The 24,117-nt window shown below is 75.6% G+C and carries 24 protein-coding genes; 6 read left to right on the top strand and 18 right to left on the bottom strand.

Annotated elements, in window-relative coordinates; translation table 11 throughout:
• Nucleotides 1-28: 28 nt before the first annotated feature.
• From ahcY to BMY88_RS06980, 9 genes are all read right to left on the bottom strand, one after another.
• Nucleotides 29-1,525, bottom strand: coding sequence for an adenosylhomocysteinase (gene ahcY / locus BMY88_RS07020; RefSeq protein WP_091941513.1), 1,497 nt, complete (start codon nucleotides 1,523-1,525; stop codon nucleotides 29-31).
• A gap of 153 nt (nucleotides 1,526-1,678) precedes the next feature.
• Complete coding sequence (locus BMY88_RS07015; RefSeq protein ID WP_091941511.1) at nucleotides 1,679-2,605, bottom strand: GmrSD restriction endonuclease domain-containing protein; 927 nt, start codon at nucleotides 2,603-2,605, stop codon at nucleotides 1,679-1,681.
• A gap of 85 nt (nucleotides 2,606-2,690) precedes the next feature.
• Complete coding sequence (gene manA, locus BMY88_RS07010; RefSeq protein WP_244524502.1) at nucleotides 2,691-3,896, bottom strand: mannose-6-phosphate isomerase, class I; 1,206 nt, start codon at nucleotides 3,894-3,896, stop codon at nucleotides 2,691-2,693.
• A gap of 120 nt (nucleotides 3,897-4,016) precedes the next feature.
• A complete protein-coding gene (locus BMY88_RS07005) occupies nucleotides 4,017-5,813 on the bottom strand; it encodes a glycerol-3-phosphate dehydrogenase/oxidase (RefSeq protein WP_091941507.1) in 1,797 nt (598 codons plus the stop codon).
• 47 nt (nucleotides 5,814-5,860) lie between these two features.
• Complete coding sequence (locus BMY88_RS07000; RefSeq protein ID WP_091941505.1) at nucleotides 5,861-6,808, bottom strand: DUF808 domain-containing protein; 948 nt, start codon at nucleotides 6,806-6,808, stop codon at nucleotides 5,861-5,863.
• 82 nt (nucleotides 6,809-6,890) lie between these two features.
• The gene (locus tag BMY88_RS06995; protein ID WP_091941504.1) at nucleotides 6,891-8,039 is read right to left on the bottom strand and encodes an SIS domain-containing protein; all 1,149 of its coding nucleotides are present in this window, start codon (nucleotides 8,037-8,039) and stop codon (nucleotides 6,891-6,893) included.
• Nucleotides 8,036-8,284 carry a Trm112 family protein gene (locus tag BMY88_RS06990; RefSeq protein ID WP_091941502.1) on the bottom strand — a complete coding sequence of 83 codons (249 nt, stop codon included), beginning with the start codon at nucleotides 8,282-8,284 and terminating at the stop codon, nucleotides 8,036-8,038. The genes BMY88_RS06995 and BMY88_RS06990 overlap by 4 nt, the downstream gene beginning before the upstream one ends.
• Entirely contained in the window at nucleotides 8,281-9,645 is a 1,365-nt protein-coding gene (locus tag BMY88_RS06985; RefSeq protein WP_091941499.1) for a phosphomannomutase/phosphoglucomutase, read from the bottom strand. Before BMY88_RS06985 ends, BMY88_RS06990 begins: the two co-directional genes overlap by 4 nt.
• Nucleotides 9,646-9,945: 300 nt before the next feature.
• The gene (locus BMY88_RS06980; protein WP_091941497.1) at nucleotides 9,946-10,296 is read right to left on the bottom strand and encodes a DUF3499 domain-containing protein; all 351 of its coding nucleotides are present in this window, start codon (nucleotides 10,294-10,296) and stop codon (nucleotides 9,946-9,948) included.
• Between the two features lie 110 nt (nucleotides 10,297-10,406).
• Here BMY88_RS06980 and dprE2 point away from each other — a divergent pair, with 110 nt between their 5' ends.
• Together dprE2 and BMY88_RS06970 are read left to right on the top strand one after the other, a co-directional pair.
• The gene (gene dprE2 / locus BMY88_RS06975) at nucleotides 10,407-11,174 is read left to right on the top strand and encodes a decaprenylphospho-beta-D-erythro-pentofuranosid-2-ulose 2-reductase (protein ID WP_244524501.1); all 768 of its coding nucleotides are present in this window, start codon (nucleotides 10,407-10,409) and stop codon (nucleotides 11,172-11,174) included.
• A 19-nt stretch (nucleotides 11,175-11,193) separates the two neighbouring features.
• Entirely contained in the window at nucleotides 11,194-11,661 is a 468-nt protein-coding gene (locus tag BMY88_RS06970) for a metallopeptidase family protein (RefSeq protein WP_091941493.1), read from the top strand.
• A 32-nt stretch (nucleotides 11,662-11,693) separates the two neighbouring features.
• Here BMY88_RS06970 and BMY88_RS06965 read toward each other — a convergent pair whose 3' ends face one another.
• Together BMY88_RS06965 and BMY88_RS06960 are read right to left on the bottom strand one after the other, a co-directional pair.
• Nucleotides 11,694-12,974, bottom strand: coding sequence for a glycosyltransferase 87 family protein (locus BMY88_RS06965; RefSeq protein WP_091941491.1), 1,281 nt, complete (start codon nucleotides 12,972-12,974; stop codon nucleotides 11,694-11,696).
• 111 nt (nucleotides 12,975-13,085) lie between these two features.
• On the bottom strand, nucleotides 13,086-13,976 hold the full coding sequence (locus tag BMY88_RS06960; RefSeq protein ID WP_091941489.1) for a hypothetical protein: 891 nt from the start codon (nucleotides 13,974-13,976) through the stop codon (nucleotides 13,086-13,088).
• Nucleotides 13,977-14,060: 84 nt separating this feature from the next.
• Between BMY88_RS06960 and BMY88_RS23745 the strand changes: the two genes are divergently transcribed.
• Nucleotides 14,061-15,104, top strand: coding sequence for a hypothetical protein (locus BMY88_RS23745; protein WP_091941488.1), 1,044 nt, complete (start codon nucleotides 14,061-14,063; stop codon nucleotides 15,102-15,104).
• Here BMY88_RS23745 and BMY88_RS06950 read toward each other — a convergent pair.
• Both BMY88_RS06950 and BMY88_RS06945 read right to left on the bottom strand, forming a co-directional pair.
• Nucleotides 15,079-15,897: a GNAT family N-acetyltransferase gene (locus tag BMY88_RS06950; RefSeq protein WP_244524500.1), complete on the bottom strand. Its 819-nt coding sequence runs from the start codon at nucleotides 15,895-15,897 to the stop codon at nucleotides 15,079-15,081. The genes BMY88_RS23745 and BMY88_RS06950 overlap by 26 nt on opposite strands.
• Nucleotides 15,898-15,977: 80 nt before the next feature.
• Nucleotides 15,978-16,313 carry a WhiB family transcriptional regulator gene (locus BMY88_RS06945; protein WP_091941486.1) on the bottom strand — a complete coding sequence of 112 codons (336 nt, stop codon included), beginning with the start codon at nucleotides 16,311-16,313 and terminating at the stop codon, nucleotides 15,978-15,980.
• A 238-nt stretch (nucleotides 16,314-16,551) separates the two neighbouring features.
• Here BMY88_RS06945 and cofD point away from each other — a divergent pair, with 238 nt between their 5' ends.
• From cofD to rfbA, 3 genes are read left to right on the top strand one after another with little or no spacing between them, the layout of a single operon-like run.
• Nucleotides 16,552-17,502: a 2-phospho-L-lactate transferase gene (gene cofD / locus BMY88_RS06940; protein ID WP_091941484.1), complete on the top strand. Its 951-nt coding sequence runs from the start codon at nucleotides 16,552-16,554 to the stop codon at nucleotides 17,500-17,502.
• Complete coding sequence (locus tag BMY88_RS06935; RefSeq protein ID WP_091941482.1) at nucleotides 17,495-18,571, top strand: coenzyme F420-0:L-glutamate ligase; 1,077 nt, start codon at nucleotides 17,495-17,497, stop codon at nucleotides 18,569-18,571. The genes cofD and BMY88_RS06935 overlap by 8 nt, the downstream gene beginning before the upstream one ends.
• A 29-nt stretch (nucleotides 18,572-18,600) precedes the next feature.
• Nucleotides 18,601-19,470 (top strand): glucose-1-phosphate thymidylyltransferase RfbA, encoded by an 870-nt coding sequence (gene rfbA, locus BMY88_RS06930; RefSeq protein ID WP_091941722.1) that lies wholly within the window; start codon nucleotides 18,601-18,603, stop codon nucleotides 19,468-19,470.
• Nucleotides 19,471-19,486: 16 nt separating this feature from the next.
• Here the strand turns inward: rfbA and BMY88_RS06925 are convergent, their stop codons facing one another.
• The 5 genes from BMY88_RS06925 to BMY88_RS06905 are packed head-to-tail and all read right to left on the bottom strand — an operon-like array spanning nucleotide 19,487 to nucleotide 24,055.
• Nucleotides 19,487-20,185: an enoyl-CoA hydratase/isomerase family protein gene (locus BMY88_RS06925; protein ID WP_091941480.1), complete on the bottom strand. Its 699-nt coding sequence runs from the start codon at nucleotides 20,183-20,185 to the stop codon at nucleotides 19,487-19,489.
• A gap of 13 nt (nucleotides 20,186-20,198) precedes the next feature.
• Nucleotides 20,199-21,146, bottom strand: a complete 948-nt coding sequence (locus BMY88_RS06920; protein WP_091941478.1) for a DNA-3-methyladenine glycosylase family protein — start codon at nucleotides 21,144-21,146, stop codon at nucleotides 20,199-20,201.
• A gap of 58 nt (nucleotides 21,147-21,204) precedes the next feature.
• Complete coding sequence (locus tag BMY88_RS06915; RefSeq protein WP_091941476.1) at nucleotides 21,205-21,975, bottom strand: SDR family NAD(P)-dependent oxidoreductase; 771 nt, start codon at nucleotides 21,973-21,975, stop codon at nucleotides 21,205-21,207.
• 14 nt (nucleotides 21,976-21,989) lie between these two features.
• Nucleotides 21,990-23,087, bottom strand: coding sequence for a mannose-1-phosphate guanylyltransferase (locus BMY88_RS06910; RefSeq protein WP_091941474.1), 1,098 nt, complete (start codon nucleotides 23,085-23,087; stop codon nucleotides 21,990-21,992).
• Nucleotides 23,084-24,055, bottom strand: coding sequence for a glycosyltransferase family 2 protein (locus BMY88_RS06905; RefSeq protein ID WP_091941472.1), 972 nt, complete (start codon nucleotides 24,053-24,055; stop codon nucleotides 23,084-23,086). The genes BMY88_RS06910 and BMY88_RS06905 overlap by 4 nt, the downstream gene beginning before the upstream one ends.
• Nucleotides 24,056-24,117 lie beyond the last annotated feature (62 nt).

The following is a 24,117-nucleotide window of genomic DNA, read 5'->3' as shown; positions in this document are numbered from 1 at the left end:
GAGTCCCCCGCGAGGGGGGCTCGGCGGCTCAGTAGCGGTAGTGGTCGGACTTGTACGGGCCCTCGACGGGGACGCCGATGTAGTCGGCCTGCACCTTGGTCAGCTCGGTGAGCTTGACGCCCAGCGCGTCCAGGTGCAGCCGGGCCACGTGCTCGTCGAGCTTCTTCGGCAGGACGGTCACAGTGGGCGTCCTGCCCTCGTAGGCGGCCCGGTTGTCCCACAGCTCGATCTGGGCGAGCACCTGGTTGGAGAACGAGGCGCTCATGACGAAGCTGGGGTGACCGGTCGCGTTGCCGAGGTTCAGCAGCCGGCCCTCGGAGAGCACGATGATCGTGTGGCCGTCGGCGAAGCGCCACTCGTCGACCTGCGGCTTGATCGTCGTCCGCGTGATGCCCGGGGTGCGGGCGAGGCCGGCCATGTCGATCTCGTTGTCGAAGTGGCCGATGTTGCCGATGATCGCCTGGTGCTTGGTCCGGCCCAGCAGGTCGGCCGTGATGATGTCCTTGTTGCCGGTCGTCGTGATGATGATGTCGGCCTTGTCGACGGCCTCGTCGAGCGTGGTCACCTCGTAGCCCTCCATCGCCGCCTGCAGCGCGCAGATGGGGTCGATCTCGGTGACGATGACCCGGGCGCCCTGGCCACGGAGGGACTCCGCGGAGCCCTTGCCGACGTCCCCGAAGCCGCAGACCACGGCGACCTTGCCGCCGATCATCACGTCGGTGCCCCGGTTGATGCCGTCGATCAGCGAGTGCCGGATCCCGTAGAGGTTGTCGAACTTGCTCTTGGTGACCGAGTCGTTGACGTTGATCGCCGGGAAGAGCAGCCGGCCGTCGCGGGCGAGCTCGTACAGGCGCATGACGCCGGTGGTGGTCTCCTCGGTGACGCCCTTGATGCCCTGGCCGATGCGGGTCCAGTAGGAGCCGTCCTCGGCCAGCGTGCCGCGCAGCACGTCGAGGATGACGCCGTACTCCTCGGAGTCGGCCTCGGTGGTGTCCGGGACGACGCCGTCGGCCTCGAAGCGGGTGCCCAGGTGCACCAGCAGCGTCGCGTCACCGCCGTCGTCGAGCAGCATGTTCGGCCCCACGATCCCGCCGTCGCCGTCGCGGAACTCGAACAGGCGCTGCGTGCACCACCAGTACTCGGGCAGGCTCTCGCCCTTCCAGGCGAACACGGGCACGCCGGCCGGCGCCTCGGGGGTGCCGTCGCCCACGACGATCGCGGCGGCCGCGTGGTCCTGGGTGGAGAAGATGTTGCAGCTGACCCAGCGGACGTCGGCGCCCAGCGCCGTGAGCGTCTCGATGAGGACGGCGGTCTGCACGGTCATGTGCAGGGAGCCGGCGATGCGGGCGCCGGCCAGGGGCTGGGCGTCGCCGTACTCGGCGCGCAGGGCCATGAGGCCGGGCATCTCGTGCTCGGCGAGCTGGATCTCCTTGCGACCGAAGGCCGCCAGGGAGAGGTCGGCGACCTTGTAGTCGGCCTCGCCGGAGGGGGTGGACAGGGCAGCGGTGCCGGTAGAGGCAGTCATGTCGCTCCAGGGATCAGGCCCGACGCGACGGTCGCGGCGGGTCCGGGGGTGCGGGGAGAAGCGAGCATGCCGAGGCCTCGGCGGGGCTCGTGCCTCCTCCAGGGTAACCCCGGGCGCGCGCGCCGTCAGGATCGCGGCGTCCCCCTCGTGGGGTCAGGACTCGCAGCCGACGCCGTCGCCGTCCCCGTCGAAGGCCGGGTCGAAGCCGGGGTCACCGCGCCGGATCGGCGCGGCGCCGGCCGCGCGGACCGCCGCGCAGTCGGCGTAGAGGACCGGCGCGTCCGGTGCGTCCTGCGCGCCGGTCCCGGGCGGGTCCGCGGCGGGGGCGCCGTCGGGGAGGGGCTGGTCGGGGCAGTCGGCGAGGACGCGGGCCGTGGCGTCCCGCTCGGCGGCGGTCATCCACAGCCCGTAGTGCAGCTTGACCGCGACCTGGCGGGCGACGTAGTCGCACCGGTAGGCGCGGTTGGGCGGCAGCCAGGTCGCGGCGTCGCCGTCGCTCTTCTGCTGGTTGAGCGGCCCGTCGACGGCCAGCAGGTTCGCCGGGTCGTTGGCGAAGGCGGTACGGGTGGCGTCGTCCCAGCCCTGCGCGCCCTTCTGCCAGGCGTCGGACAGGGCGACGACGTGGTCGATCTGCACGTCGTCGCTCGTGTCCTGCCCGCGGCGGAACTCGATCGTCGTCCCGGAGTAGGGATCGGCGAGGGTGCCCGAGACGACGACGCAGTCGTGGGTGCCCGGCTTGAACGTCTCCCCGGTCAGGTCGCGGGCCAGCACGTCGTTGCGGGTGTCGCAGCCGTTGCGGTCGGTGTCCACCCAGCCGGCGCCGAACAGGTCGCGGTCGTAGCCGGTCTGCGGCGCGCGGCCGCGGACGGCGACCTCGCCCAGCGCGGCCAGCGCGGTGTCCGGGCGGGCGCCGCCGGGGTCCTCCGCCGGGGCGTCGGCCGGCGCGTCGGCGGGGGCGTCGGCGGGGACCTCGGCCGCGGTGCCGGACGTGTCGCTGCCGTAGGTGGTCTCGCAGCCGCCGAGGACGACCAGGGCCGCCGCGAGGGCGACGACGGGCCGCAGCGGGCCGGCGATGCGCATGGCGCGGGCCCTCCCGGGGCGACGGTGTTCCGGACCCGCCGACGCTACGACCGCTGGCAGACGGGCCCGAGGAGCCGCGCCGGGGTCAGCGCAGGTTCGTGGTCGTCCGGTAGAGGACGGCGGGTCCGCGGGCGCTCACCGGCTGCCCGGCCGGCACGAACGCCGACTCGCCCCGGCGCAGCACGAGATCGCCGTCGGCGGAGGCGAGCACCGCCTCGCCCTCGGTGCACAGCAGGACCTGCGGCCCGGCGGTGGTGAGGCTGCCCACCTGCGCGTCGAGCTGGCAGCGGGTCAGGTCGAAGTCCTCGACGGGCACCGGGTAGCGCAGCCCGCCGGGGCCGAGCACGGGGTGCAGCACGGGCACCTTGCCGTCGGTGAAGTCGAGGACCTCGATGAGCGCCGCCAGGTCGACGTGCTTGCGGGTCAGGCCGCCGCGCAGGACGTTGTCCGAGCTGGCCATGACCTCCACGCCCGCGCCGCACAGGTAGGCGTGCAGGTTGCCCGCGGGCAGGAAGATCGCCTCACCGGGCGCGAGCTTCAGGTGGTTGCACAGCAGGGAGATGACCACGCCCGCATCACCCGGGTAGGTCTCGGCCAGGCGGGCGGCCCAGCGGTAGGTGTTGATGAACTCGGGGTCCGCGGCGGCGACGAACTGCGCGGCGCGGCGGGCGACCGCCTCGACGAGGTGGGTGCGCCGCTTGCCCGACAGCGCGATGAGCTGCGGGATGGCGGCGCGCAGGCCGCCGCGGGCGAGCGCGGCGATGGTGGGCTTGAGCTCGGGGAGCTGGAGCTTGGCGAGGCAGTGCAGCGACTCCTCGACCGGGCGGAAGCCGCAGAGCGCCTCGAAGGTGGTCAGCGCGAGCAGCAGCTCGGGCTTGTGCCAGGGGTCCTTGAAGGTCCGGGTGGGGTCGTCCTGCGGAACTCCGGCGGCCTCCTCGGCCGCGTACCCGGCCATGGCCTGCTCGATGGTGGGGTGCGCCTGCAGCGACAGCGGCGTCTCGGCGGCGAGCACCTTCATCAGGAAGGGCAGCCGGGTGCCGAAGCGCTCGCGCACCCGGGCGCCGAGCAGGGCGTCCGGCTCGGCGAGGATCGCCTTGTCCAGCGGCCGCCCGTCGGCCAGCACGCTGGGCAGGTCGGGGTGTGCGCCCATCCACAGCTCGGCGTGCGGCTGGTCGGCGGGCGTCGGCCGGCCGAGCAGCTCGGGGATCACGGTGTGACTGCCCCACGGGTAGTGCCGCACGTTGCTGGTGAGCTGCCACATCGTCGACGAGGTTACCGGCGAGTTGGGCACGGGAGCTGTGTAGCCCACCGCGGGCGCGAAGGGCATCCCCCTGGCGAGGTGATGCCCCTCGCAGCGGCGCGCGGGGAGTGTCGCGCCGAGGTCCGCCGGGAGCCCGCCCGAGGGCCCCGCTCAGACCGCGGCGCGCACGTCCGGCGCCCCCAGGCGTGCGGCGTCCGCGGTCCGGTCGTCGGGCATCCGTTGCGACTCCCGCTCGGCGGCGACGCGCGCCTCGTAGTGGGCGACCTCACGGTCGGTCCGCTCGTCGTCCCAGCCGAGCACGCCGCGCATGAGCTCGGCGACCGCCCGGGCCGACTCGGTCCCGCGGTGAGGGGTGGTGATCGAGACCCGGGTGCGCCGGGTGAGGACGTCGTCCAGGTGCAGCGCGCCCTCGGCCGTGACGGCGTGCACCACCTCAGCGGCCAGGTGCGCGGGCGCGCCGGGCAGCGGCCGGGCCAGTTCCGGGTCGCTCGCGGCCAGGGCGAGGACGGCACCGACCTGGTCGCCGTGCCGCTGCAGCAGCCGCGCGACCGTGTCCTCGGGCAGGCCGGCGGCGGCCGCGAGGTCCGGGGCGGCGTCCTTCACCGCGTTCCAGCGGTGCGCCCCGACCAGCGGCAGCTGCGCCGTCCGGGACTCCGGCACGCCGGGCAGGCCCTCGGTGGCCGCGTCGACCGCGTCGGCCGCCATCACCCGGTAGGTCGTGTACTTGCCGCCGGCCACGAGCACCAGGCCGGGCGCGGGCGTGACCACCGCGTGCTCCCGCGAGAGCCGGCTGGTCTGGTCGGCCTCCCCGGCCAGCAGCGGCCGCAGGCCGGCGTAGACGCCGATGATGCGGTCGGGGGTGAGCGGCCGGGTGAGCACCCGGTTGACCTGCCCCAGCAGGTAGCCGATGTCGGCGCTGCTGGCGGCGGGGTGGTCGCGGTCGAGCCGCCACGGGGTGTCGGTGGTGCCGACGATCCACTGCTCGCCCCAGGGGATGACGAACAGCACGCTGGTCGGCGTCCGCAGGATCAGCCCCGGCCGCTGCTCGTCGGGCCCGCCGGCCGTGGCCACGCCGCCGGAGGCGCCGCGGGCGAACTCGCCGCCGTCGATCGCGTCCCGCGGCACCACCAGGTGTACGCCCTTGCTCGCGCGCACCCGCAGGCTGGGGGCGGCGTCGCCGAGCATCTCCCCCACGTCGTCGCTCCACACGCCGGTCGCGGCGACGACGCTGCGCGCCCGGACCACGAAGGACGACCCGTCGGTCAGGTCGGCCACCCGCACGCCGACCACCGGGGCGGCGTCGTCCCCGCCGTCGCGTAGCAGCGCGGTGACCCGCGCGCTGGACAGCGCGGCGGCACCGAGACCGGCCGCGGTCCGGACGACGGCCAGGGTGTGCCGCGCGTCGTCGACCTGGGCGTCCCAGTAGCGGATCGCGCCCCTGATGGCGTCGCGGCGCAGCCCGGGGAACTCGGCGAGGGCGGCGCGGCGAGACAGGTGCCGGTGGGTCGGGACCCCGCGGTCGGCGGTCAGCGCGGCACCGAGGGCGTCGTACAGCGCGACGCCGGCGCCGTAGTAGGCGCGCTGCCACACCGGAGAGGTCAGCGGCAGCAGGAAGGGCAGGGGCCGGACCAGGTGCGGGGCGATCGTCGTGACCAGCCGGGAGCGCTCCTGCAGCGCCTCGTGCACCAGCGGGAAGGCCAGCTGCTCCAGGTAGCGCAGCCCGCCGTGGATGAGCTTGCTGGAGCGGCTGGACGTGCCGGCCGCCCAGTCCCGGGCCTCCAGCAGACCCACGGACAGGCCGCGGCTGGCGGCGTCGAGAGCCGCCCCGGCGCCGGTGACGCCGCCCCCGATCACCAGGACGTCGACGACGCCGTCGATCAGGCGGGTGCGATCGGCGCGCCGGCGCTCGGGTGACAGCAGCGTGCGGTCGGTCGTCCCCCGGTCCATGTCCCCCACTGTTCCAGTGGTCGCGCCGTCCGGCCGCCCGCGAGAGGTCAGTGCGCGGCCGCCCGGCCCTTGCCGCGGACCCGCTGCACGAGCATGACCACGACCACGACGATCGCGCCGACGATGAGGCCGACGAAGGCGCTGGCCAGCGTGTTCGCGCACCAGGCCAGGACGCCGCCGAGCGCCCCGGTGGCCTCCTCCACCGCGTGCTCGATCTCGTGGACCAGGTGGTAGGGGCCCGTCCAGCCGAGCTCGTCGGCGCCCACCAGGAGGATGTGGCCGCCGACCCACAGCATCGCGGCGGTCCCGATGACGGTGAGCGCGGTGAGGAGCTTGGGCATCGCCTTGACCAGGCCGCGCCCGAACCCGGCCGCCGCGCCGGTGCCCCGCTCGGCCAGGCGCAGCCCGGCGTCGTCCATCTTCACGATCAGTCCGACGACGCCGTAGACCAGCACCGTGATGGCGATGGCCACCACGACGAGCGTCAGGAGGCGGGCGACGAACGGCTCGTCGGTCACCTCGTTCAGCGAGATCACCATGATCTCGGCGGAGAGGATGAAGTCGGTGCGGACGGCGCCCGAGACGATGGTGTTCTCGTCCTTGGGCTCGTCGTCCTCGCCGCCGTGGCCGTGGCCGTGCCCGCTGACCTTCTCCCACACCTTCTCGGCGCCCTCGTAGCAGAGGTAGGTGCCGCCGAGCATGAGCAACGGGGTGAGCAGGACCTCGGCGAACTGACTGAGCAGCATGATCGCCGGGAGGATGAAGAGCAGCTTGTTGCGCATCGACCCCTTGGCGATGCGGAGCACGATCGGGATCTCGCGCTCGGCGGCCAGTCCCCGGACGTACTGGGGGGTCACCGCGGTGTCGTCCACGACCACGCCGGCGGCCTTCGCGCTGGCCTTCGCGGCAGCGGCGCCGATGTCGTCGATCGAGGCCGCCGCCGCGCGCGTCAGCGTCGCGACGTCGTCCAGCAGGGCTGCCAGTCCACCGGCCACGGGAGGTCCTTCCGGTTGCTCGGCACTCGTCGGCCGTTGTCGTCGATGGTGGGGCGTCCGGTCGCGTCGCGCGACCGGTTGGTCACGCCCGGAGTGCCCGCTCCTGGTCCAGCGCGAGGGCGAGGTAGACGGCGCTGAAGTCGGCGACGGCCAGCTGGCGGGCCAGCTGGCACATGCGGCCGTGGCGCTCGGGGTCCCCGTGCTCGGCGAGACCACTGACCGGGACGTTCGCCGTCGCCGCGGTGCTCAGCACCTCGTGCATGGCCTCGGCGGCCGACCGCGGCTCGCGCTCGCCGTGACCGTCGTGATCACCCCCGTCGGTGTCGCGGATGGTCAGCAGTCGCAGCCGGCGGCCGGAGTCCTCGGCACGATCGCGGAAGAAGCCGTCGTCGTCCCCGTCCCGGGCGGCCAGCGGACCGCTCAGCACCGCGCGCGCGGCGACCCGCTGGTCGGGCAGCCGGAAGGTCGTGACCGGCAGGCCCGCGAGGGTCTCGAGCTGGTCGGCCACGCGGGTGGCCGCCGCGCCGGCCAGCGGGCCCTCCGCCGCGATGACGGGCAGCGCGTCCAGGAGCTCGAGCGCCAGCGTCTTGGCGGGGTTGACGAAGGACTCCTGCGCGGGGCCGCACTCGCGGGCGACCTCGTCGAGTGCGTCGGCGATCGCCGCGAGGTCGGCCGTCTGCGCGGACACCAGGCCGAGGTCGGTGGCCAGCTTGAGCAGCGGGGTCAGCAGCGACCACAGCGTCGTGTGGCGCACCCGGGACCGCGGCAGCGGCACGTAGGGCGCACGGGCGGTCGAGCAGGCGGCGCGCAGCGGCGCGTCCTCGGCGCCGATGCCGACCAGGGTCACGCCGCGACGAGCGGCCTCGTAGGCCGGGGCGACGGCGTACCTGCCGGCACCGGTCCGGGTGGCCACCACGGTGATGTCGGTGGGCCCCGTCCAGACCGGCAGGTCCGGACCCGGGACGACGTCGACGGTGACCGGGCTGGTGGGCCCCAGCAACGCACGCAGGACCGAGGCGGCCACCGCACCCTCGCGGCGGGCCACGATGACCAGCCCGCGGGGGCGCCCGCCCTCGGCGACCCGCTCGAGCCCGGCCTCCTCGGTCAGGCGCGCGGTCTCCCGGACCTGCGCGCCGGCCCCGGCGACGGCGGGCAGCAGTCCCCGCGGGTCACGGGCGCGCAGCACCTCCAGGTCGTCGAGGACCTCCTCGGCCAGCTCCGGAGAGGTCATGCGCCGGTGGTCCCCCGCTGCCTGGCCAGCTCGTCGGCGTCCCGGTGGCGGGCCTCGTCGAGCAGCAGCACGGGGATGCCGTCGCGGACCGGGAACGCCCGGTCGCAGGTGGTGCACAGCAGCTCGCTCGCGGCCTCGTCGGCCGTCAGCGGGCTGTGGTGGGTGTCGGGGCAGGCGAGGATCTCCAGCAGGGCGGGGTCCAGGCCCAGCGGCCCCGAAGTCGACCCCGTCGATGTCTCGGTCATGCGCGCACCATCTCCAGTACTCGGTCCCGTAGCCGTTCCATCGTGGCCGCGTCCGGCGCCTCGACGTTGAGCCGCAGCAGCGGCTCGGTGTTGCTCGCCCGCAGGTTGAACCACGAGCCGTCCGCCAGCTCGACCGTCAGCCCGTCCAGCTCGTCGAGGACGGCACCCTCGCCGCCCTCGAACGCCTTGCGCACCGCCGCGGTCCGGGCCGCCGCGTTGTCCACCGTCGAGTTGATCTCCCCGGACGCCGCGTAGCGGCTGTAGGCGGCGGTGAGCTCCGACAGAGGCCGGCTCTGCTCGCCGAGCGCGGCGAGCACGTGCATCGCGGCGAGCATGCCCGTGTCGGCACGCCAGAAGTCGCGGAAGTAGTAGTGGGCCGAGTGCTCTCCACCGAAGACGGCGTCGGTGCGGGCCATCTCGGCCTTGATGAACGAGTGCCCGACCCGCGTGCGCACCGGATCGCCCCCGTGCTCGCGAACGATCTCCGGCACCGCCCGCGAGGTGATCAGGTTGTGGATGATCGTGGTCCCGCGGCCCTTCGCCAGTTCCCGGACGGCGACCAGGGCCGTGATCGCCGAGGGGCTCACCGGCTCACCGCGTTCGTCGACGACGAAGACGCGGTCCGCGTCGCCGTCGAAGGCCAGGCCGATGTCGGCGCCCTCGCGCACGACGGCCGCCTGGAGATCGACCAGGTTGGCGGGATCGAGCGGGTTGGCCTCGTGGTTGGGGAAGCTCCCGTCGAGCTCGAAGTACAGCGGCACCACGTCCAGCGGCAGGCCGTCGAGGACGACCGGCACGGTGTGCCCGCCCATCCCGTTGCCGGCGTCGACGACGACGCGCAGCCGGCGGATGCCCGAGAGGTCGACGAGCCCGCGCAGGTATCTGGCGTACTCCGACAGCAGGTCGCGCTGGCCGATGGTCGCCTGCCGGTCGGGGGCACGGTCGTAGGTGTCGCGCTCGGCCCACTCCCGGATGGTGACCAGACCGGACTCCTGGCCGATGGGCGCGGCTCCGGCGCGGCACATCTTGATGCCGTTGTACTGCGCGGGGTTGTGGCTCGCGGTGAACATGGCGCCGGGGATGTCCAGCGAGCCGGCCGCGAAGTAGAGGAGGTCGGTCGAGCCCAGGCCCGCCTCGACCACGTCCACGCCGCGGGAGAGGACGCCCTCGGCGAAGGCACGCGACAGGGGGATCGACGAGTCGCGCATGTCGTGGGCCGTGACGACGGCGCTCGCACCGCTCTCGCTCCGCACGAACTCGCCGAAGGCCGCGCCGATCCGGCGGGCGACGCTCTCGTCCCACTCGTCGGGCACCACGCCACGGACGTCGTACGCCTTGATGATCGAGCGCAGATCGCCCACGTGTTCGTCACCCCTCGCCGGATCCTCGCGACGACTCGGCCCGGCCGCGCGCCGGTCGATCCTATGGACGTGGCCGCACGCCGGGCACGGCGGAGCGGCCCTGCGGACCGCAGGGATGACTCGCATGCCTCGGACCGTGCCCGATCGGAGGAGTGGCGGCGGCCTGTTCGTCCGCAGGCCCGGGCCCTGTCCACGGTCCCGTTCCTGCTGATCGGAGGCTCGCGAACTCGCCGGCATCGAACCTGTGTACGAGAAATTCCTCCGACCCGCCGGGTCGGCTCGGGTCGGCGCGGATGGGGCTCAGCTGAGGTCGGGCAGGACCCGCAGGTGCCCGCGGCGCGTGCCACGACCGTCGTCGGCCGGATCGCGTGGCGGCTCGGGGCGCGCGGCCTCGCGGACGGCGTCGGCCAGCGCCAGCAGGTCGTCCCCGGTCGGGCCGACGTCGTCGACGTCGATCTCGTGCCGGACGACCTCCCAGCCCCGGGGCACCGTGAGCCGCTGGGCGTGGAACTCGCAGAGGTCGTAGCTGTGCGGCTCCGAGAAGGTCGCCAACGGACCCACGACAGCGGTCGACTCCGCGTAGACGTAGGTCAAGGTCGCGCCCGCCGGCTGCGCGCAACCGCTGCGCGAGCAGCGTCGGGACTGCCTCACCACCGGTTCCTCACGCGTCGAACAGTAGACGCGAGAGCGCGACGATGGCAGCAGGCACACCGGGTTTCTCGCGTGACGAGTGCAGGAGCCACATCCTGCACGATGGCACCGTGACGAGGCCCCAGGTGCGCACCGACAGCGATGCCGTACTCGTCCTCGGCGGGCGCAGCGAGATCGGGCTCGCCATCGCGCGACGCCTGGTCGCCGCCGGCTCGACGCGCGTCGTCCTGGCCGCGCGCCGCGCCGACGACCTCGACGAGGAGGTGCGCAACCTTCAGGGGGCCGGCGCCGAGGCCGTGCACTGCATCGAGTTCGACGCCGACGACCTGGCCGGCCACGCCGAGGTCCTGGCCCAGATCGAGCGCCGGTACGGCCTGCCCGCCACCACGCTCGTCGCCTTCGGGGTGCTGGGCGACCAGGTCGCCGCCGAGCAGGACCCGGCCGCCGCGGTCGCGGTCGTGCACACCGACTACGTCGCCCAGGTACACCTGCTCACCCTCCTCGCGCAGCGCTACCGCGAGGCCGGCCGCGGCCGGATCGTCGTCTTCTCCTCGGTCGCCGGCGTCCGGGTCCGCCGCGCCAACTACGTGTACGGGTCGGCCAAGGCCGGGCTCGACGGCTTCGCCAGCGGGCTCTCCGACGCCCTGACCGGCTCGGGGGTACGGCTGCTCCTGGTCCGGCCCGGCTTCGTCGTCGGCCGGATGACCCGGGGCATGTCGCCGGCCCCGCTGTCGAGCACCCCGGACACCGTCGCCGACGCGGTGGCCGGCGCGCTCGCCCGCGACCGGGAGGTCGTCTGGGTCCCGGGGCGGCTCCGCCTGCTGTCTGCCCTGATGCAGGTCACCCCGCGCGCGCTGTGGCGCCGGCTGCCCCGCTGAGACGTACCCTTCTGCCGCCATGACCCGACCTCCGCGCCGCCCGACCCGCTCCCGCCGGGACCGGCACGGCCGTGGGCTGCGCGGACGGCTCGTGCCGGCGGAGGTCCCGCTGTCGCGCAGCCGCGCCGAGCAGTTCGACGACCTCGTCCTCGACGCGGTCGAGGAGCTCGAGCGGCGCTGGGAGCGCGAGCTCGCCGGCGTGGAGTTCGCCGTCGAGGACGTTCCCTGGGTGGAGCACACCAGCCCCGACGAGGTCGTGCTCGACGCCGACGTGCTGGACGACGGCAGCGTGCCCCTGGCGCGGGTCCTCCCCGCCCACCGCGAGGACGGCCGCGACGTGCCGGCGCGGATCATCGTCTACCGGCGACCGCTGGAGATCCGGGCGCACGACCCGGAGGATCTCGCCGACCTGGTGCGCGACGTCGTCGTCGACCAGGTCGCCGTCCTGCTGGGCCGCGACCCCGAGGAGATCGACCCCACGGGCTGAGCCGGCCGCGGCGCATCGCCGCGGCCGGGTGCTCAGACCCCCGAGCGGACCGTGCTGCGGGGACCCGCGATCCGGGTGCGGATCGGCCTGCCGTGCCGGGGCAAGGGCGGGAGGACGACGGTGTCCTGCGGCTCCTCCGGCGGGGCGGGGACGTCCGGCACGCCGGGCCGGGCCTGGCGCCACGCCCACACGACGAGCACCCCGAACAGGATCGACCAGCCGACGGGCCACCGGGCGACGTCGACGGTGTCGGTCAGCCCCGGGGACCCGGGGAACGTCCAGTGGTTGGGCCCGGTGAACAGGCACACCGCGAACCACGCCGCCGGGCTGCGCATCGCGGATCCGGCCCGCACGACCGTGACCAGGAGCGGCACGAGGAACAGCGAGTAGTAGGCCTGGCTCAGCGAGCCCGACAGGAACATTGCCAGGACCAGGAGGCCGTAGGAGGCGGAGCTCCGCAGCACCGCGTCCTCGACCACCCGCAGCCGCCACACGGCGACGACGGCCAGCACCAGCACCAGGAGCCGGGCCGCGGCGATCGCCCAGGCGGGCACGCCGAAGTAGGTGCCCGTGGCCCAGAGCGAGTTGTTCCACCCCACCCGTGAGGTGAGCAGGTTCGGGACCGTCACGGAGAAGAAGTCCGAGCGCGCGGGGACCAGCGCCAGCCCGACGACGTTGAGGACCACCGGGATCGAGATCGCCCAGCCCAGCGTCTGCCACCGCCGCCGCAACAGCGGCACCAGCAGCAACAGGACCAGCACCGGCTTCAGGGCCAGGGACACCCCGAGCAGGACCCCGGCGAGCACCCACCGGCCGCGCAGGTCGGCCAGGAGGAACCCGGCCCCGAGCGCCAGCAGGAGCGAGTTGTTGAGATTGCCGAGCAGGAGCGTCGACGTCAGCGCCTCGCTGACGCAGACACCGAGGGTGGTCGCCGCGGCCACGGCCCCCGTCAGCGGCGCACCGACGAAGCGCAGCGCGCACGCGATGCCGGTCGCCGCGGCGGCGATCGACACGGTGGTCCAGACGGCGAACGCCACGTCGTGGCCGACGAGCCCGAACGGCAGCATCGCCAGCAACCCGCTGGGGGTCAGCAGGAACCACGGGTCGGCGTAGACGGAGGCGCCGTCCCAGAACCGCGTCGCGCCGTCGTGGAGGGCGCGGAAGTCGACGTCGTACCGCTCACCGGAGTAGGCCTGCAGCGCGAGGTGCGCGGCGGCCATCAGGGCCAGCGGCCACAGGACGGCGGTGAGCGCGGAGTGCGGTGCGGTGCGCCGGCCGGTCGGCGATGCGGCGGCCGGGCGGACATCGATCACGTTGCGGAAACTATCCACATCGGAACGACTACGTGCGGTAGCTGAGGGGCCCGCGCCCAGTGGGACGACAGTGACGAACCTTCACGGCGGAACGCTCCGTCCGGTGCCGGCTCAGCCCCGCACGGGAACGGGGCTGCCCAGCTCCACCGCGCGCTGCCGGGCCTCCGCCAGCCGCTGCCGGGCGGCGCCGACGTCCGGTCCGTCGGCCCAGCCGTAGCCGGTCACCCGCTCGACGAGCTGCTCGAGCGCGATCGCGTGCCACAGCAGCCCGACGTCGGGCCCCTCCCATCCGGCGGTGCGATCGAGGACGACGTCGGCGATCTCCGCCCGGTCCTCCTCGTCCGGCGTCGAGGCCCAGAGGGTGAGCAGGTCCCGATGCCGGGAGGCCGCCCGCACCCCCGTCCACTCCAGGACCACGAGCCCGCGGTCGGCGTCGAGGACGGCGTTGGCCGCGCAGAGGTCGCCGTGCGTCACCTCCGAGAGCGGCAGCTGCGCCGCGGCGGCGCGGACGGCACGCACCTCCCCCAGGGGCACGCCCGCGCGCACCAGCCGCCCGGTGTCCTGCACCGTGCCGCGGAGCCGGCTCAGCCCGCCACCGGACGCGGGTCGCCACGGCGCGCCGGACGGCGCGGGCAGCGGGGCGATGCGGACGGCGGCGTCGACGGCGGCCTCCGTCCAGCGCGGTCCGCCCGAGGGGGCGGGGTGCAACCGGCGCGAGAGCAGCCAGCGGCCGTCGTCGGCGGCCGCGAGCACCTCCGGCACACCGATGCCGCGCTCCTCGGCCCAGCGGCGGCCGCGCAGCTCCGCGCGCAGCCGGCGCCGTCCGCTCTCGGTGACCGCCAGGTCGAGGACCCGGTCGGGCAGCACCCCCGTCACGGTGCCCAGCACCGCGGAGTGGTCGGCCACGGTCATCGGCTCGGCGGCCACACCCAGTTCCGCGAGGAGCGCGCCGAGCCGCTGCTCCAACGCGCTCCCGGGAGCACCGGACCCGTCGCCGACCATGCGCGGATCGTCCCAGCCCGCCCGGCCGCCCGCACCCAGGGGCCGCTGCCCCGACGGCGCGGTGGCCCCGGGGACCGTCCTGCGATGCTGAGCGCGATGGACGCCGCCCCCGCGCTCTGGCTCGCGCTCGGCGCCGTCCTGCTCGGGCTGACCGGGCTGCTCGCCGCGCCCGTCGGCCGGGGCCGCCCGCGGCCGGCCCGCCCGGTGACCGCCTCCGCCGCGCCCCCGCCGCGCGGCGCCTTCCCGGACGACGACCTTCCGGCGTTCCGGCTCCTGCCCCCCGGCACCCCCGGCGAGCCCCCGCCCGGCGCGGTCCCGGCGCCGGCGCGGGCGCGGGCGCGGGTCGCACCCGCGCCGCACGACGACGCGACGGACGGCCCGTCGACCGGCCGGGTGCTGGCGGCGATGGCGGTCGCCGCGCTGGCCCTGGTGGCCCTGCTCGCCGGCGTCGCGAGCCTCGACGCGGACCCGGATCCGGAGCCGGGCGGCACCCCGGGCGGCCCCGCGGCCCGGACCACGGCCGGCCCCACGGCCGGGAACAGCACCACATCCACCCCGCCCCGGCTGCCCGCCCTGCCCCCGCCACCGACCGACCCCGCGCCCGGGGAGGCCGGCGCCGGGGCCCTGGCCGTGGTGTCGGTCCCGCTCGACGCCGGCGGGCACGCCGCCCGCCTGGCCTTCGCGCCGCTGGTGCTCGAGCGCCGCGCCGTCGGGGTGACGGTCGCCGTCCCGACGGTCGGCGTGACCGCGCGGTCCGACGGCACCGCGCTGGCGCACCTGCGGCTGCCGACCTGGAACTGCCTGATGCCCTGGGCACCCGTGGACCCGGCGGCGGCGGGGTGCTCCCCCGGCCCGGTCGAGTACGCTGACCTGCCCTCTCCCGCCCTGCGGTCGAGCGCCGAGAACGGCGGGCTGCGCCTCACGGGGCGCTTCCCCACCTACACCAGGCCCGCGGGCGGACCCCCGGCCTACACCGGCCGGGTCTACGAGTTCGCGGTCACGCTGGCCGCCGACGGGCCGGCCGCCGAGGACGCCTGGGTACCGGCGCGCGGCACGCTGTTCCTGGGCACCGAGCGGGCGGAATCGCTGCCCGACCCGGCCGTCAGCGCGGTACGACGGGGCGGCTGAGCCACCCACCGGCGAGGCGCACCGACGTCGTGGGCGCCCCCATCTCCCGGCCGAACGCCTCGGGCTCGCCGCAGCCGACCCACGGCTGCCGGTCGGCGCCGTCGACGAGGGTCAGCAAGGCCGCCCGCATCGCGTCGCCCTCGCCCACGACGGCGGCCTCCACCTGGCCGATCGCCGCGTGCAGCCGGGCGGTGGCCCGCAGGGCGGCGCGCACCCGCCGATCGGGCTGGGCGGCGAGCAGCCCGGGCAGCACGCGCTCGACGTCGCGGGGGGCGCGGCTGCGGCTGACCGGCGGGCCGAGGGCGTCCAGCCGGTCGACCAGCCGGCTGCTGCGGGCCGTGGCGAAGGCCGCGTCCGGGCGCAGGGCCCCCAGGGCACGCGACGTGGGGTCGCCCAGGGGCAGACCGGCCAAGGACAGCGTCCACGGCGTCCCCCGGTCGCCGACGACGGCCAGCACCCCGGCGGCCAGCCGCGCGGCCACGTCGTCGTCCCGGGCCAGCAGCCGGCCCGGCGGCCGCCCCGGCGGCACGACGCCCGCGCCGTCGCCGAGCAGCGTCACCGCGAGCGCGGCGCCGCGCCGGCGGGCCGACAGCAGGGCCAGCCCGTCGGGCCGGGACCCGGCGTTCCCCTCGACGACCACCGCGATGGGCCGGTGGGCGGGCCGGGCGTTCAGGACGGCGGTCAGCCACGGCGCGCGCGCCGGGACGGGAGCCCCCAGCGCCGCCATCAGCGCGGCGGCGGCGCGGACCTCACCGGCGACGCGATTCCGGCCGCCGACCACCCGCGTCTGCACGGCCCCATCTCATCAGGGGTCGGCCATCGCCCCGCGGCCCCCTCGCAGGGACCCACCCCGAGCTCGCGAGGGGTCCTTCGTCAGACCGCGCGGCGGCGGAGCCGGCGACGCTCGCGCTCGGAGAGCCCGCCCCAGATGCCGAAGCGCTCGTCGTTGGCCAGCGCGTACTCCAGGCACTCGGCCTTGACCTCGCAGCCGGTGCAGATCTTCTTCGCCTCGCGCGTGGAGCCGCCCTTCTCGGGGAAGAACGCCTCCGGGTCGGTCTCGGCACAGAGCGAGCGCTCCTGCCAGGACTGCGCATCGTCGTCACCCAGGCCCAGCAGGCTGCCGAAGGCGGGAGTCGAGGCAACGGTCCCCCGGTCGGCCGACCGCTCCGACGCGCTCACGTACTCGCTCAACCACGACACCTCAGCCATGACGATGCGTCCCCTCTCGCTCTCGTCGCCGGGGCGATCCACGAGACGATCCCGCGGGTCAGCTCTCGGTGACACCGCGGGAATTACACGCGTGTCGTTGGGTGACCGTCAACTTCGCATGGTGTAACCAAATGACCACAGGAGCCCCACCAGTCACAGATCGTTCGTCACATCTCGTCCTGGGCCGCGACACGCCGGGCGAACAGTGCACAAGTGCCCATGAGGCACGATGAGTTTCGTGGAGATCGTCGTACTGGCCGGCGGCATCGGCGGCGCCCGGTTCCTCACCGGACTCAAGGACGTCACACGGGGGTCACGGATCACCGCGGTCGTCAACACCGGCGACGACGTCACCCTGCACGGGATGCGGATCTGCCCCGACCTCGACACGGTCATGTACACCCTCGGCGGTGGCATCGACCCCGAGCGGGGGTGGGGCCTGGCCGGCGAGACCTGGCGGGTCAAGGAGGAACTGGCCGCCTACGGCGCGGAGCCCACCTGGTTCGGCCTCGGCGACCGCGACCTGGCCACCCACCTCATCCGGACCCGGATGCTCGACGCCGGCTACCCCCTGTCGCAGGTGACGGCGGCGCTCGCGGACCGCTGGCAGCCCGGCGTCGACCTGCTGCCGATGAGCGACCAGCGGGTCGAGACCCACGTGGTCGTCGACGACCCGGACACCGGCCGGCCCGCGGCGATCCATTTCCAGGAGTGGTGGGTGCGGCACCGGGCGGAGCTCCCCGCCTCCGGGTTCGTCCAGGTCGGCGTCGACGACGCCCGCCCCGCGCCCGGGGTGGTCGAGGCCCTCGCCCGCGCCGACGCGGTGCTGCTGGCGCCGTCCAACCCGGTTGTCTCCGTCGGCACCGTGCTCGGGGTGCCCGGGATGCGCGCGGCGCTGCTGGCCTCGCCCGGGAAGATCGTCGCGGTGTCCCCCATCGTCGGCGGCGGGCCGGTGCGCGGCATGGCCGACCGGTGCCTGCCGGTGGTCGGCGTCGAGGTCAGCGCCGAGGGCGTCGGCCGGCACTACGGGGCCCGCACCGACGGGGGCCTGCTCGACGCGTGGCTGGTCGCCCCGGGGGACGCCGCCGACGTGCCGGGCGTCGACGTCCGGCAGGTGCCGCTGCTGATGTCCTCCCCCGAGACCACCGCCGCGCTGGCCCGTGCGGCCCTCGAGGCCGCGGGTGTCTGAGCCGCCGCCGGTGCCCGCGGTGCCGCCGGCGGGGCTCTCGGTGCATCCCGTGCCGGGGTTGCCGGAGTTCGGGCCGGGCGACGACCTGGCGGGCGCGATCGCCGGGGCCGCGCCCTGGCTGGCCGACGAGGACGTCGTCGTCGTGACCTCCAAGGTCGTGGCCAAGGTCGAGGGCCGGCTGGTGTCCGTCGCCCCCGGCGAGGACCGCGAGGCCGCCCGGCAGCGCGCCATCGACGACGAGACCGTGCGCGTCGTGGCCCGCCGCGGGCCCCTGCGGATCGTCGAGACCCGGCACGGCTGGGTGGTGGCCGCCGCCGGCATCGACGCCTCCAACGTCGCCGGGGACTCCCTCGTCCTGCTGCCCGAGGACGCCGACGCCTCGGCCGCCCGGCTGCGCGCCCGCCTGGCCGAACTGCTCGGCGTGGACGTCGCCGTGGTGGTCAGCGACACCTTCGGCCGCACGTGGCGGGAGGGGCTGACCGACGTCGCCGTGGGCGCGGCCGGCATCGCGCCGCTGGCCGACTTCCGCGGCACGATCGACGCGCACGGCAACCAGCTGGAGACCACGCAGGTCGCCGTCGTCGACGAGCTGGCCGCCGCCGCGGACCTGGTGAAGGGCAAGCTCGCCGGCCTGCCCGTGGCCGTCGTCCGCGGCTGGGCCGTCGACCGGCCGGCCGAGGACCCCGGCACCCGGCCGCTGGTGCGCCTGGGCCCCGGCGACCTCTTCCGGTACGGCACGCGCGACCTGGTGGCCAGCCGGGCGCCCGAGGGCGAGCTGGTGCCCCGGCCCGGCGAGCTGGACGCGGTGGCCGACGCCTTCCGGGCCGCCGTCGCCGCCCTGCCCGAGTTCCCGGTCGTGCTGCGCTACGGAGGCCAGGGGGACGGCGTGGTCGACGTCCACCTGCCCGAGCGCGCGACGATCACCACGGCGCTCAACCTCGGTGCGGTCCTCGGGGCGGTCGTGGTGCAGCTGCACGCCGAGGGGTGGGCCAGCCGGTGGGAGCCGGTCGGCACCCCGGGCGGCTCCTCACTCGTCGGAAGGTTGTGGCTGGGCTCACCGCCCGCCTGACCAGCACGGAGTCGGTAGCGTCCCTGCCCATGCGCGGGATCATCCTGGCCGGGGGCACGGGCAGTCGCCTCTTCCCCATCACCCAGGCAGTCAGCAAGCAGCTGATGCCGGTCTACGACAAGCCGATGGTGTACTACCCGCTGTCGACGCTGATGATGGCCGGCGTCCGCGAGGTGCTGGTCATCACCACCCCCGGCGACCAGGCCGCCTTCCGCGCCCTGCTGGGCGACGGCGGCCGGCTGGGCATGCGCATCGAGTACGCCGTCCAGGAGCGACCCGAGGGCCTGGCCCAGGCGTTCCTCATCGGCGCGGACTTCATCGGCGGCGAGTCGGTCGCGCTGGTCCTGGGCGACAACATCTTCTACGGCGCCGGCCTGGGCACCGCCCTGGGCCGGCTGCCCGCCCCCGACGGCGGGCACGTGTTCGCCTACCACGTGGCGAACCCGCAGGAGTACGGCGTCGTGGAGTTCGACGGCGCGGGCCGGGTGCTCTCCATCGAGGAGAAGCCGGCCGCCCCCAAGAGCTCCTACGCCGTGCCCGGGCTGTACTTCTACGAGGCCGGCGTCGTCGACGTCGCCCGCGGGATCACGCCCAGCGCGCGCGGCGAGCTGGAGATCACGGCGGTCAACGAGCACTACCTGCACCAGGGCCGGCTGACCGTCACCGTGCTCGACCGGGGCACCGCGTGGCTGGACACCGGCACCTTCGCCTCGTTGCGCCAGGCGACCGAGTTCGTCTCGGTCGTCGAGGAGCGGCAGGGGCTCAAGATCGGCTGCATCGAGGAGGTCGCCTGGCGGCAGGGCTGGCTGTCCGACGCCGACCTGCAGGCGATCGCCGAGCCGCTGGGCAAGAGCGGCTACGGGGTCTACCTGACGGGCCTGCTCGCCGGTCCGCACTGAGGCCCGGCGGCGCCGGTCAGGCCAGCCGCGCGACGACCTCGCGGTGGACCGCGCGCTTGACCGCCGCCAGCCCGCTCGCGGGCACCTGCGCCAGCTCCGCGGCCAGCTCGAGCGCGGCGGTCCGCGCCGACCCCGCGGGCACGACCCGGGCGACCAGGCCCCAGCGCAGCGCCTCGTCGGCGGGCACCCGGCGGCCCAGCCCCAGGATCTCGGTCAGCACGCCCGGCGGCACGAACCGCGACCACACCAGCTCGCACGCCGGGGCCGGGGCGATGCCGAAGCGGGCGTGCGGCTCCTGGAGATAGGCGTCGTCGTCCATGACGGCGACGTCGGCCATCGCGACCAGCTCCGCGCCCCAGCCGATCGCGAAGCCGTGCACGGCGACGACCAGCGGCTTGACGAGCTCGGCGAAGGCCAGCCGCAGGCGCTCCGCGGTCAGGTCCGACAGCTCCCGCTGCAGCTCCTCGGCGGCGGTCCCGGTGACGAGCTGCTCCAGCACCGCCGTGTCACCGCCCGAGGAGAGACCGCGGCCGCGGCCGCTGAGCACGACCGCCCGGACGTCGTCGTCCGCGGCCGCCGCGCGCAGCGCGGCGTTGAGGTCGGCCTGCAGCTGCGGGCTCGCGGCGTTGAGCTTGTCGGGGCGGTCCAGCTCCACGGAGAGGACGGCGCCGACGCGCTCCACCACCACGGTTGCATCGGTGTCCTGTGCGGGCACGTCTCGGCCTTCCTCAGATCCGGCGGTGGTCGGTCGGGGCGTTGCGCGGGCCGAAGCGCGGGGCTCGCGCGAGCCCGTTGGCCAGCAGCAGCCGCACCACCCGGTGCCGCTGCCCGCGCCACGGCTCCAGCAGCGCCATCATCGCGTCGTCGTCGGTGCGGGCGGCCCCCGTGAGCGCGAAGCCGACCTGGTTCTTCAGGTGGTAGTCGCCGTAGCTCACGGTGTCGGGGCAGCCGAAGACCCGCTGCACCACCTCGGCCGCCGTCCACACACCGATGCCCGGCACGGTCCGCAGCCGGCGCTGCAGGTCGGCGGAGTCGAGCGCCTCCGGGGGCTCCATGCGGGCCGCCACCGAGGTGACCGCGCGCAGCGCCCGCCGCCGGGCGCCGTCCAGGCCGCAGCGGTGCCACTCCCAGTCGGTCACCTCCAGCAGCCGGCGCGGGGACGGCGGCACCCGCATGCCGTCGGGCGCCGGGCCGGGCGCGGGCTCCCCCGCCAGCCGCAGCAGCGCCCGCCACACCCGGTGCGCCTCGGTGGTGGTGACCTTCTGCTCCAGCACGGCCGGGACGAGGCAGTCCCAGGTCCGCCCGGTGCGGCCCAGGCGCAGCCACGGGGTGGTGCGGTGCAGCCGGGACAGCAGCGGGTGGTCCCCGCAGTCCAGCTCCGACGGGTCGTCGTCCCTGCCGAGCCAGGCCGGCACGCGGCTGCCGGCCCACTCCGCGCCCGGCCCCCAGGCGGCGATCCGCACCTCGCCCGACACCACGGCGATCCGCACCGTCGCCGCACCGTCGGGGGTGCTCGTCACGCGCCAGACCCGGTCGGGCTCGAAGCGCAGCGTGGGGTCGCCGGTGCCGCGCAGGTGCACCGACAGCGTGCGCCGGACGTCGAGCGGCCAGTCCGGCGCGAAGGCGTCCTCGAACGACGGGGGGGCCGGGCGGGACAGGGTGGTGGTGGTGCTCACGGCGTGCTCCGGGGTGCGGGGGAAGCGGTGCTCGCGTCGGGGGTGATCGGCGGGCAGGTCAGCGGGGCGCCATCCGGAGGGCGCCGTCCATCCGGACGACCTCGCCGTTGAGGTATCCGTGCTCGACGATCGCGAGGGCCAGCTGCGCGAAGTCGTCGGGGCGGCCCAGGCGCCGCGGGAACGGGATGCCGGCCGCCAGTGCCGTGCGCGCCTCCTCGGGGAGGCCGGCCAGCAGCGGCGTGTCGACCAGCCCCGGAGCGATCGTGCAGACCCGGACGCCGATCCCGGCCAGGTCCCGCGCCGCCGGCAGGGTCAGTCCCACGATCCCGCCCTTGGACGCCGCGTACGCGACCTGGCCGATCTGCCCCTCGTAGGCGGCGATCGAGGCGGTGTTGACGATCACGCCGCGCTCGCCGTCCTCGGCCGGCTCGGTCCGCGCCATCGCGGCGGCGGCCAGCCGCAGCACGTTGAACGTGCCGACGAGGTTGATCATCACCGTCTTCGTGAACTGCTCCAGCCCGTGCGGGGAGCCGTCGCGGGCGACCGTGCGCTCGGCCCAGCCGATGCCGGCGCAGTTGACGGCGATCCGCAGCGGCAGGCCCGCGCCGGTCGCCGCGGCGATCGCCGCCGCCACCGACGCCTCGTCGGTGACGTCGGTGCGGACGAAGGCCGCCTTCCCGCCGAGCTCGGCGGCCAGCGCCTCGCCGGCGTCGGCGTTCAGGTCCAGGATCGTCACGGCCGCGCCGCGCGCGGCCAGGGCCCGCGCGGTGGCGGCGCCGAGGCCCGAGGCCCCTCCGGAGACGACGGCGGCGACCTCGAAGCTCGTCATGCAGCCGAGGTTAGTCAGGAGAAGCGGGACCCGTGCCGGGCCTCGATCTCGGCCAGCAGCTGCTTGACGCGCTCCGCGTCGGAGACCGGGCAGACCATCGTGACGTCGGCGGTGTGCACCACGACGCTGTCGCGCAGCCCGACCAGCGCGACGAGGTGCTCCGGGTCGTCGCTGAACACGATGTTCCCGGCCGCGTCGAGGGCGACCGACAGCCCGCGGACGGCGTTGCCGCCCGCCGTCTCCAGCGTCTGCGCCAACGCCGGCCAGGAGCCCACGTCCAGCCAGTCCACGTCCAGGTCGGCGACCAGCACCCGCCCCGGCTCGCGGGCGGCGGGCTCCAGCACCGCGTAGTCGACGCTGATCTTCGGCAGCGTCGGGAAGACCTCGGCGAGGACGGCGGTGCGCCGCTCCCCCGCCGGCGCGGCGACGACCCGGGCCAGCCCCGCGGCGCTCTCGGGCAGGTGCTCGGCCAGCGCGTCGAGCACGGTGCGGGCCCGCCAGACGAACATGCCCGAGTTCCACAGGTACTCCCCCGAGGCCAGGTATTCCTCGGCGGTCGAGCGGTCGGGCTTCTCCACGAATGCCGCGGCCTCGGCGACGCCCGGCACCTCCGTCGGCCCGCCCCGGCGCACGTAGCCGAACCCGGTGGCCGGCGAGGTCGGCCGGATGCCGAGGGTGACCAGCGAGCGCGGCCGGGCGGCCAGCGCGTCGTAGGCCGTGCGCAGCGCGTCGGCGAACCGCTCGACGGGGCGGATGACGTGGTCGGCACTGACCACCGCGAGCTCGGCGTCCGGATCGGCGTCGGCCACCAGCGCCGCGGTGAGCCCGACGGCGTTGGCCGTGTCACGGGCCACCGGCTCGAGCACCAGCCGGTCGGCGCGCAGCCGGGGCAGCGCGGCGCGCACCTGCTCGCCGTAGCGGGCGGCGGTGCACACCCAGATCCGCTCGGCGGGGAGCACCGCCTCCAGCCGGGTGAAGGCCTCCGCCAGCAGGCTGTGCGCCCCGCCGCCGGGCTCGGCGACGACGTCCAGCAGCTGCTTGGGCCGCTCGGCGCGCGACAGCGGCCACAGCCGCGTGCCCGACCCGCCGGCCATGATCACGGCGTGCCTCACCGGGCCACCCCGTCGCGCGCGGCGCGGCTCGGCCGGGCCAGTTTCGCCCCGCCCGGGACCCGGGCGCGGCCGACGTCGTCGGCCCGGCGCTGGAACGGCGCGCCGGCGGCCACCCGCCCGCTGACGTAGGACACCAGCATCCGGGCCCCCAGGCCCGCCCGCAGGCCCGCCCGCAGCGGCGCGTTGCGCCGGCCGGGGTGCCGCGCGGACAGGTAGCGCAGCGCGCTGGTGTGGTGCACCCGCGCCATCCGGTGCGGCTCGCGCCGGGTGGCGTGCCCGCCCTCGTGGACGACGACGGCCGACGGCGCGTAGACGTGCAGCCAGCCGCGGCGCCCCAGCCGCTCGGCGAGGTCGACGTCCTCGAAGTACATGAAGTAGCCCGGGTCGAAGCCGCCGACCGAGGAGAAGGCCGCGACGTCCACCAGCAGGCACGAGCCCGACAACCACCCGGCCGGCCGCTCCCGGGGCGCCTCGCGCTCGCGCCGGTAGCGCGCCGTCCACGGATTGCCCGGCCACACCCACCCGACCAGGGCGTGCCCGATCCCGGTGGACAGCCGCGGCAGGTCGCGCGCGGAGGGGTACAGCTCGCCCTCGGGCGTCCGGATCGCCGGGCCGACGGTCGCGGCGCGGGGCCAGCGGTCGGCCACGGCGAGCAGATCGTCGACCGAGCCGGGCTCGAAGCGGACGTCGGGGTTGGCCACGAGCGCCCAGCCCTCGGTCAGCCCGGCCATCCCGGCGTTGACCGCGGCGCCGTACCCGACGTTGCCGCCGGTGCGCAGGAGCCGCACGTGCGGGTGCGCGGCGACCGCGGCCTCGGGTGCGCCGTCGGTGGACCCGTTGTCGGCCAGCACGACCTCGGTGGGCCGGGTCGTGGCCGTGGCGAGCGACCGCACGAAGCCCTCGAGCGTCTCCCCCGGGGAGTACGTCACCGCCACGACGCGCAGCGGCCGGTCCTCGGGCGTGTCCATGGGGACGAACGTATCCGGCCCGACGCGCCCGGCCGCGGACCGCGCCGGTCGCGGCGTCCCGG

This window comes from Trujillonella endophytica, assembly GCF_900110555.1.
GTDB classification, from domain to species: Bacteria; Actinomycetota; Actinomycetes; order Mycobacteriales; family Geodermatophilaceae; genus Trujillonella; species Trujillonella endophytica.
Note: the sequence above shows the minus strand (reverse complement) of the source record. Positions and strands in the feature narration are given on the sequence as shown.

What these genes read in the sequence shown, in the direction of transcription:
- BMY88_RS07005 (WP_091941507.1), bottom strand. Translation starts at nt 5,813, where the DNA reads ATGGACCGGGGGACGACCGACCGCACGCTGCTGTCACCCGAGCGCCGG.
- BMY88_RS06915 (WP_091941476.1), bottom strand. Translation starts at nt 21,975, where the DNA reads ATGACGAGCTTCGAGGTCGCCGCCGTCGTCTCCGGAGGGGCCTCGGGC.
- BMY88_RS07015 (WP_091941511.1), bottom strand. Translation starts at nt 2,605, where the DNA reads ATGCGCATCGCCGGCCCGCTGCGGCCCGTCGTCGCCCTCGCGGCGGCC.
- BMY88_RS06960 (WP_091941489.1), bottom strand. Translation starts at nt 13,976, where the DNA reads ATGGTCGGCGACGGGTCCGGTGCTCCCGGGAGCGCGTTGGAGCAGCGG.
- BMY88_RS06995 (WP_091941504.1), bottom strand. Translation starts at nt 8,039, where the DNA reads ATGACCTCTCCGGAGCTGGCCGAGGAGGTCCTCGACGACCTGGAGGTG.
- BMY88_RS23745 (WP_091941488.1), top strand. Translation starts at nt 14,061, where the DNA reads ATGCTGAGCGCGATGGACGCCGCCCCCGCGCTCTGGCTCGCGCTCGGC.
- BMY88_RS06905 (WP_091941472.1), bottom strand. Translation starts at nt 24,055, where the DNA reads ATGGACACGCCCGAGGACCGGCCGCTGCGCGTCGTGGCGGTGACGTAC.
- BMY88_RS06945 (WP_091941486.1), bottom strand. Translation starts at nt 16,313, where the DNA reads ATGGCTGAGGTGTCGTGGTTGAGCGAGTACGTGAGCGCGTCGGAGCGG.
- BMY88_RS06990 (WP_091941502.1), bottom strand. Translation starts at nt 8,284, where the DNA reads ATGACCGAGACATCGACGGGGTCGACTTCGGGGCCGCTGGGCCTGGAC.
- rfbA (WP_091941722.1), top strand. Translation starts at nt 18,601, where the DNA reads ATGCGCGGGATCATCCTGGCCGGGGGCACGGGCAGTCGCCTCTTCCCC.
- BMY88_RS06970 (WP_091941493.1), top strand. Translation starts at nt 11,194, where the DNA reads ATGACCCGACCTCCGCGCCGCCCGACCCGCTCCCGCCGGGACCGGCAC.
- ahcY (WP_091941513.1), bottom strand. Translation starts at nt 1,525, where the DNA reads ATGACTGCCTCTACCGGCACCGCTGCCCTGTCCACCCCCTCCGGCGAG.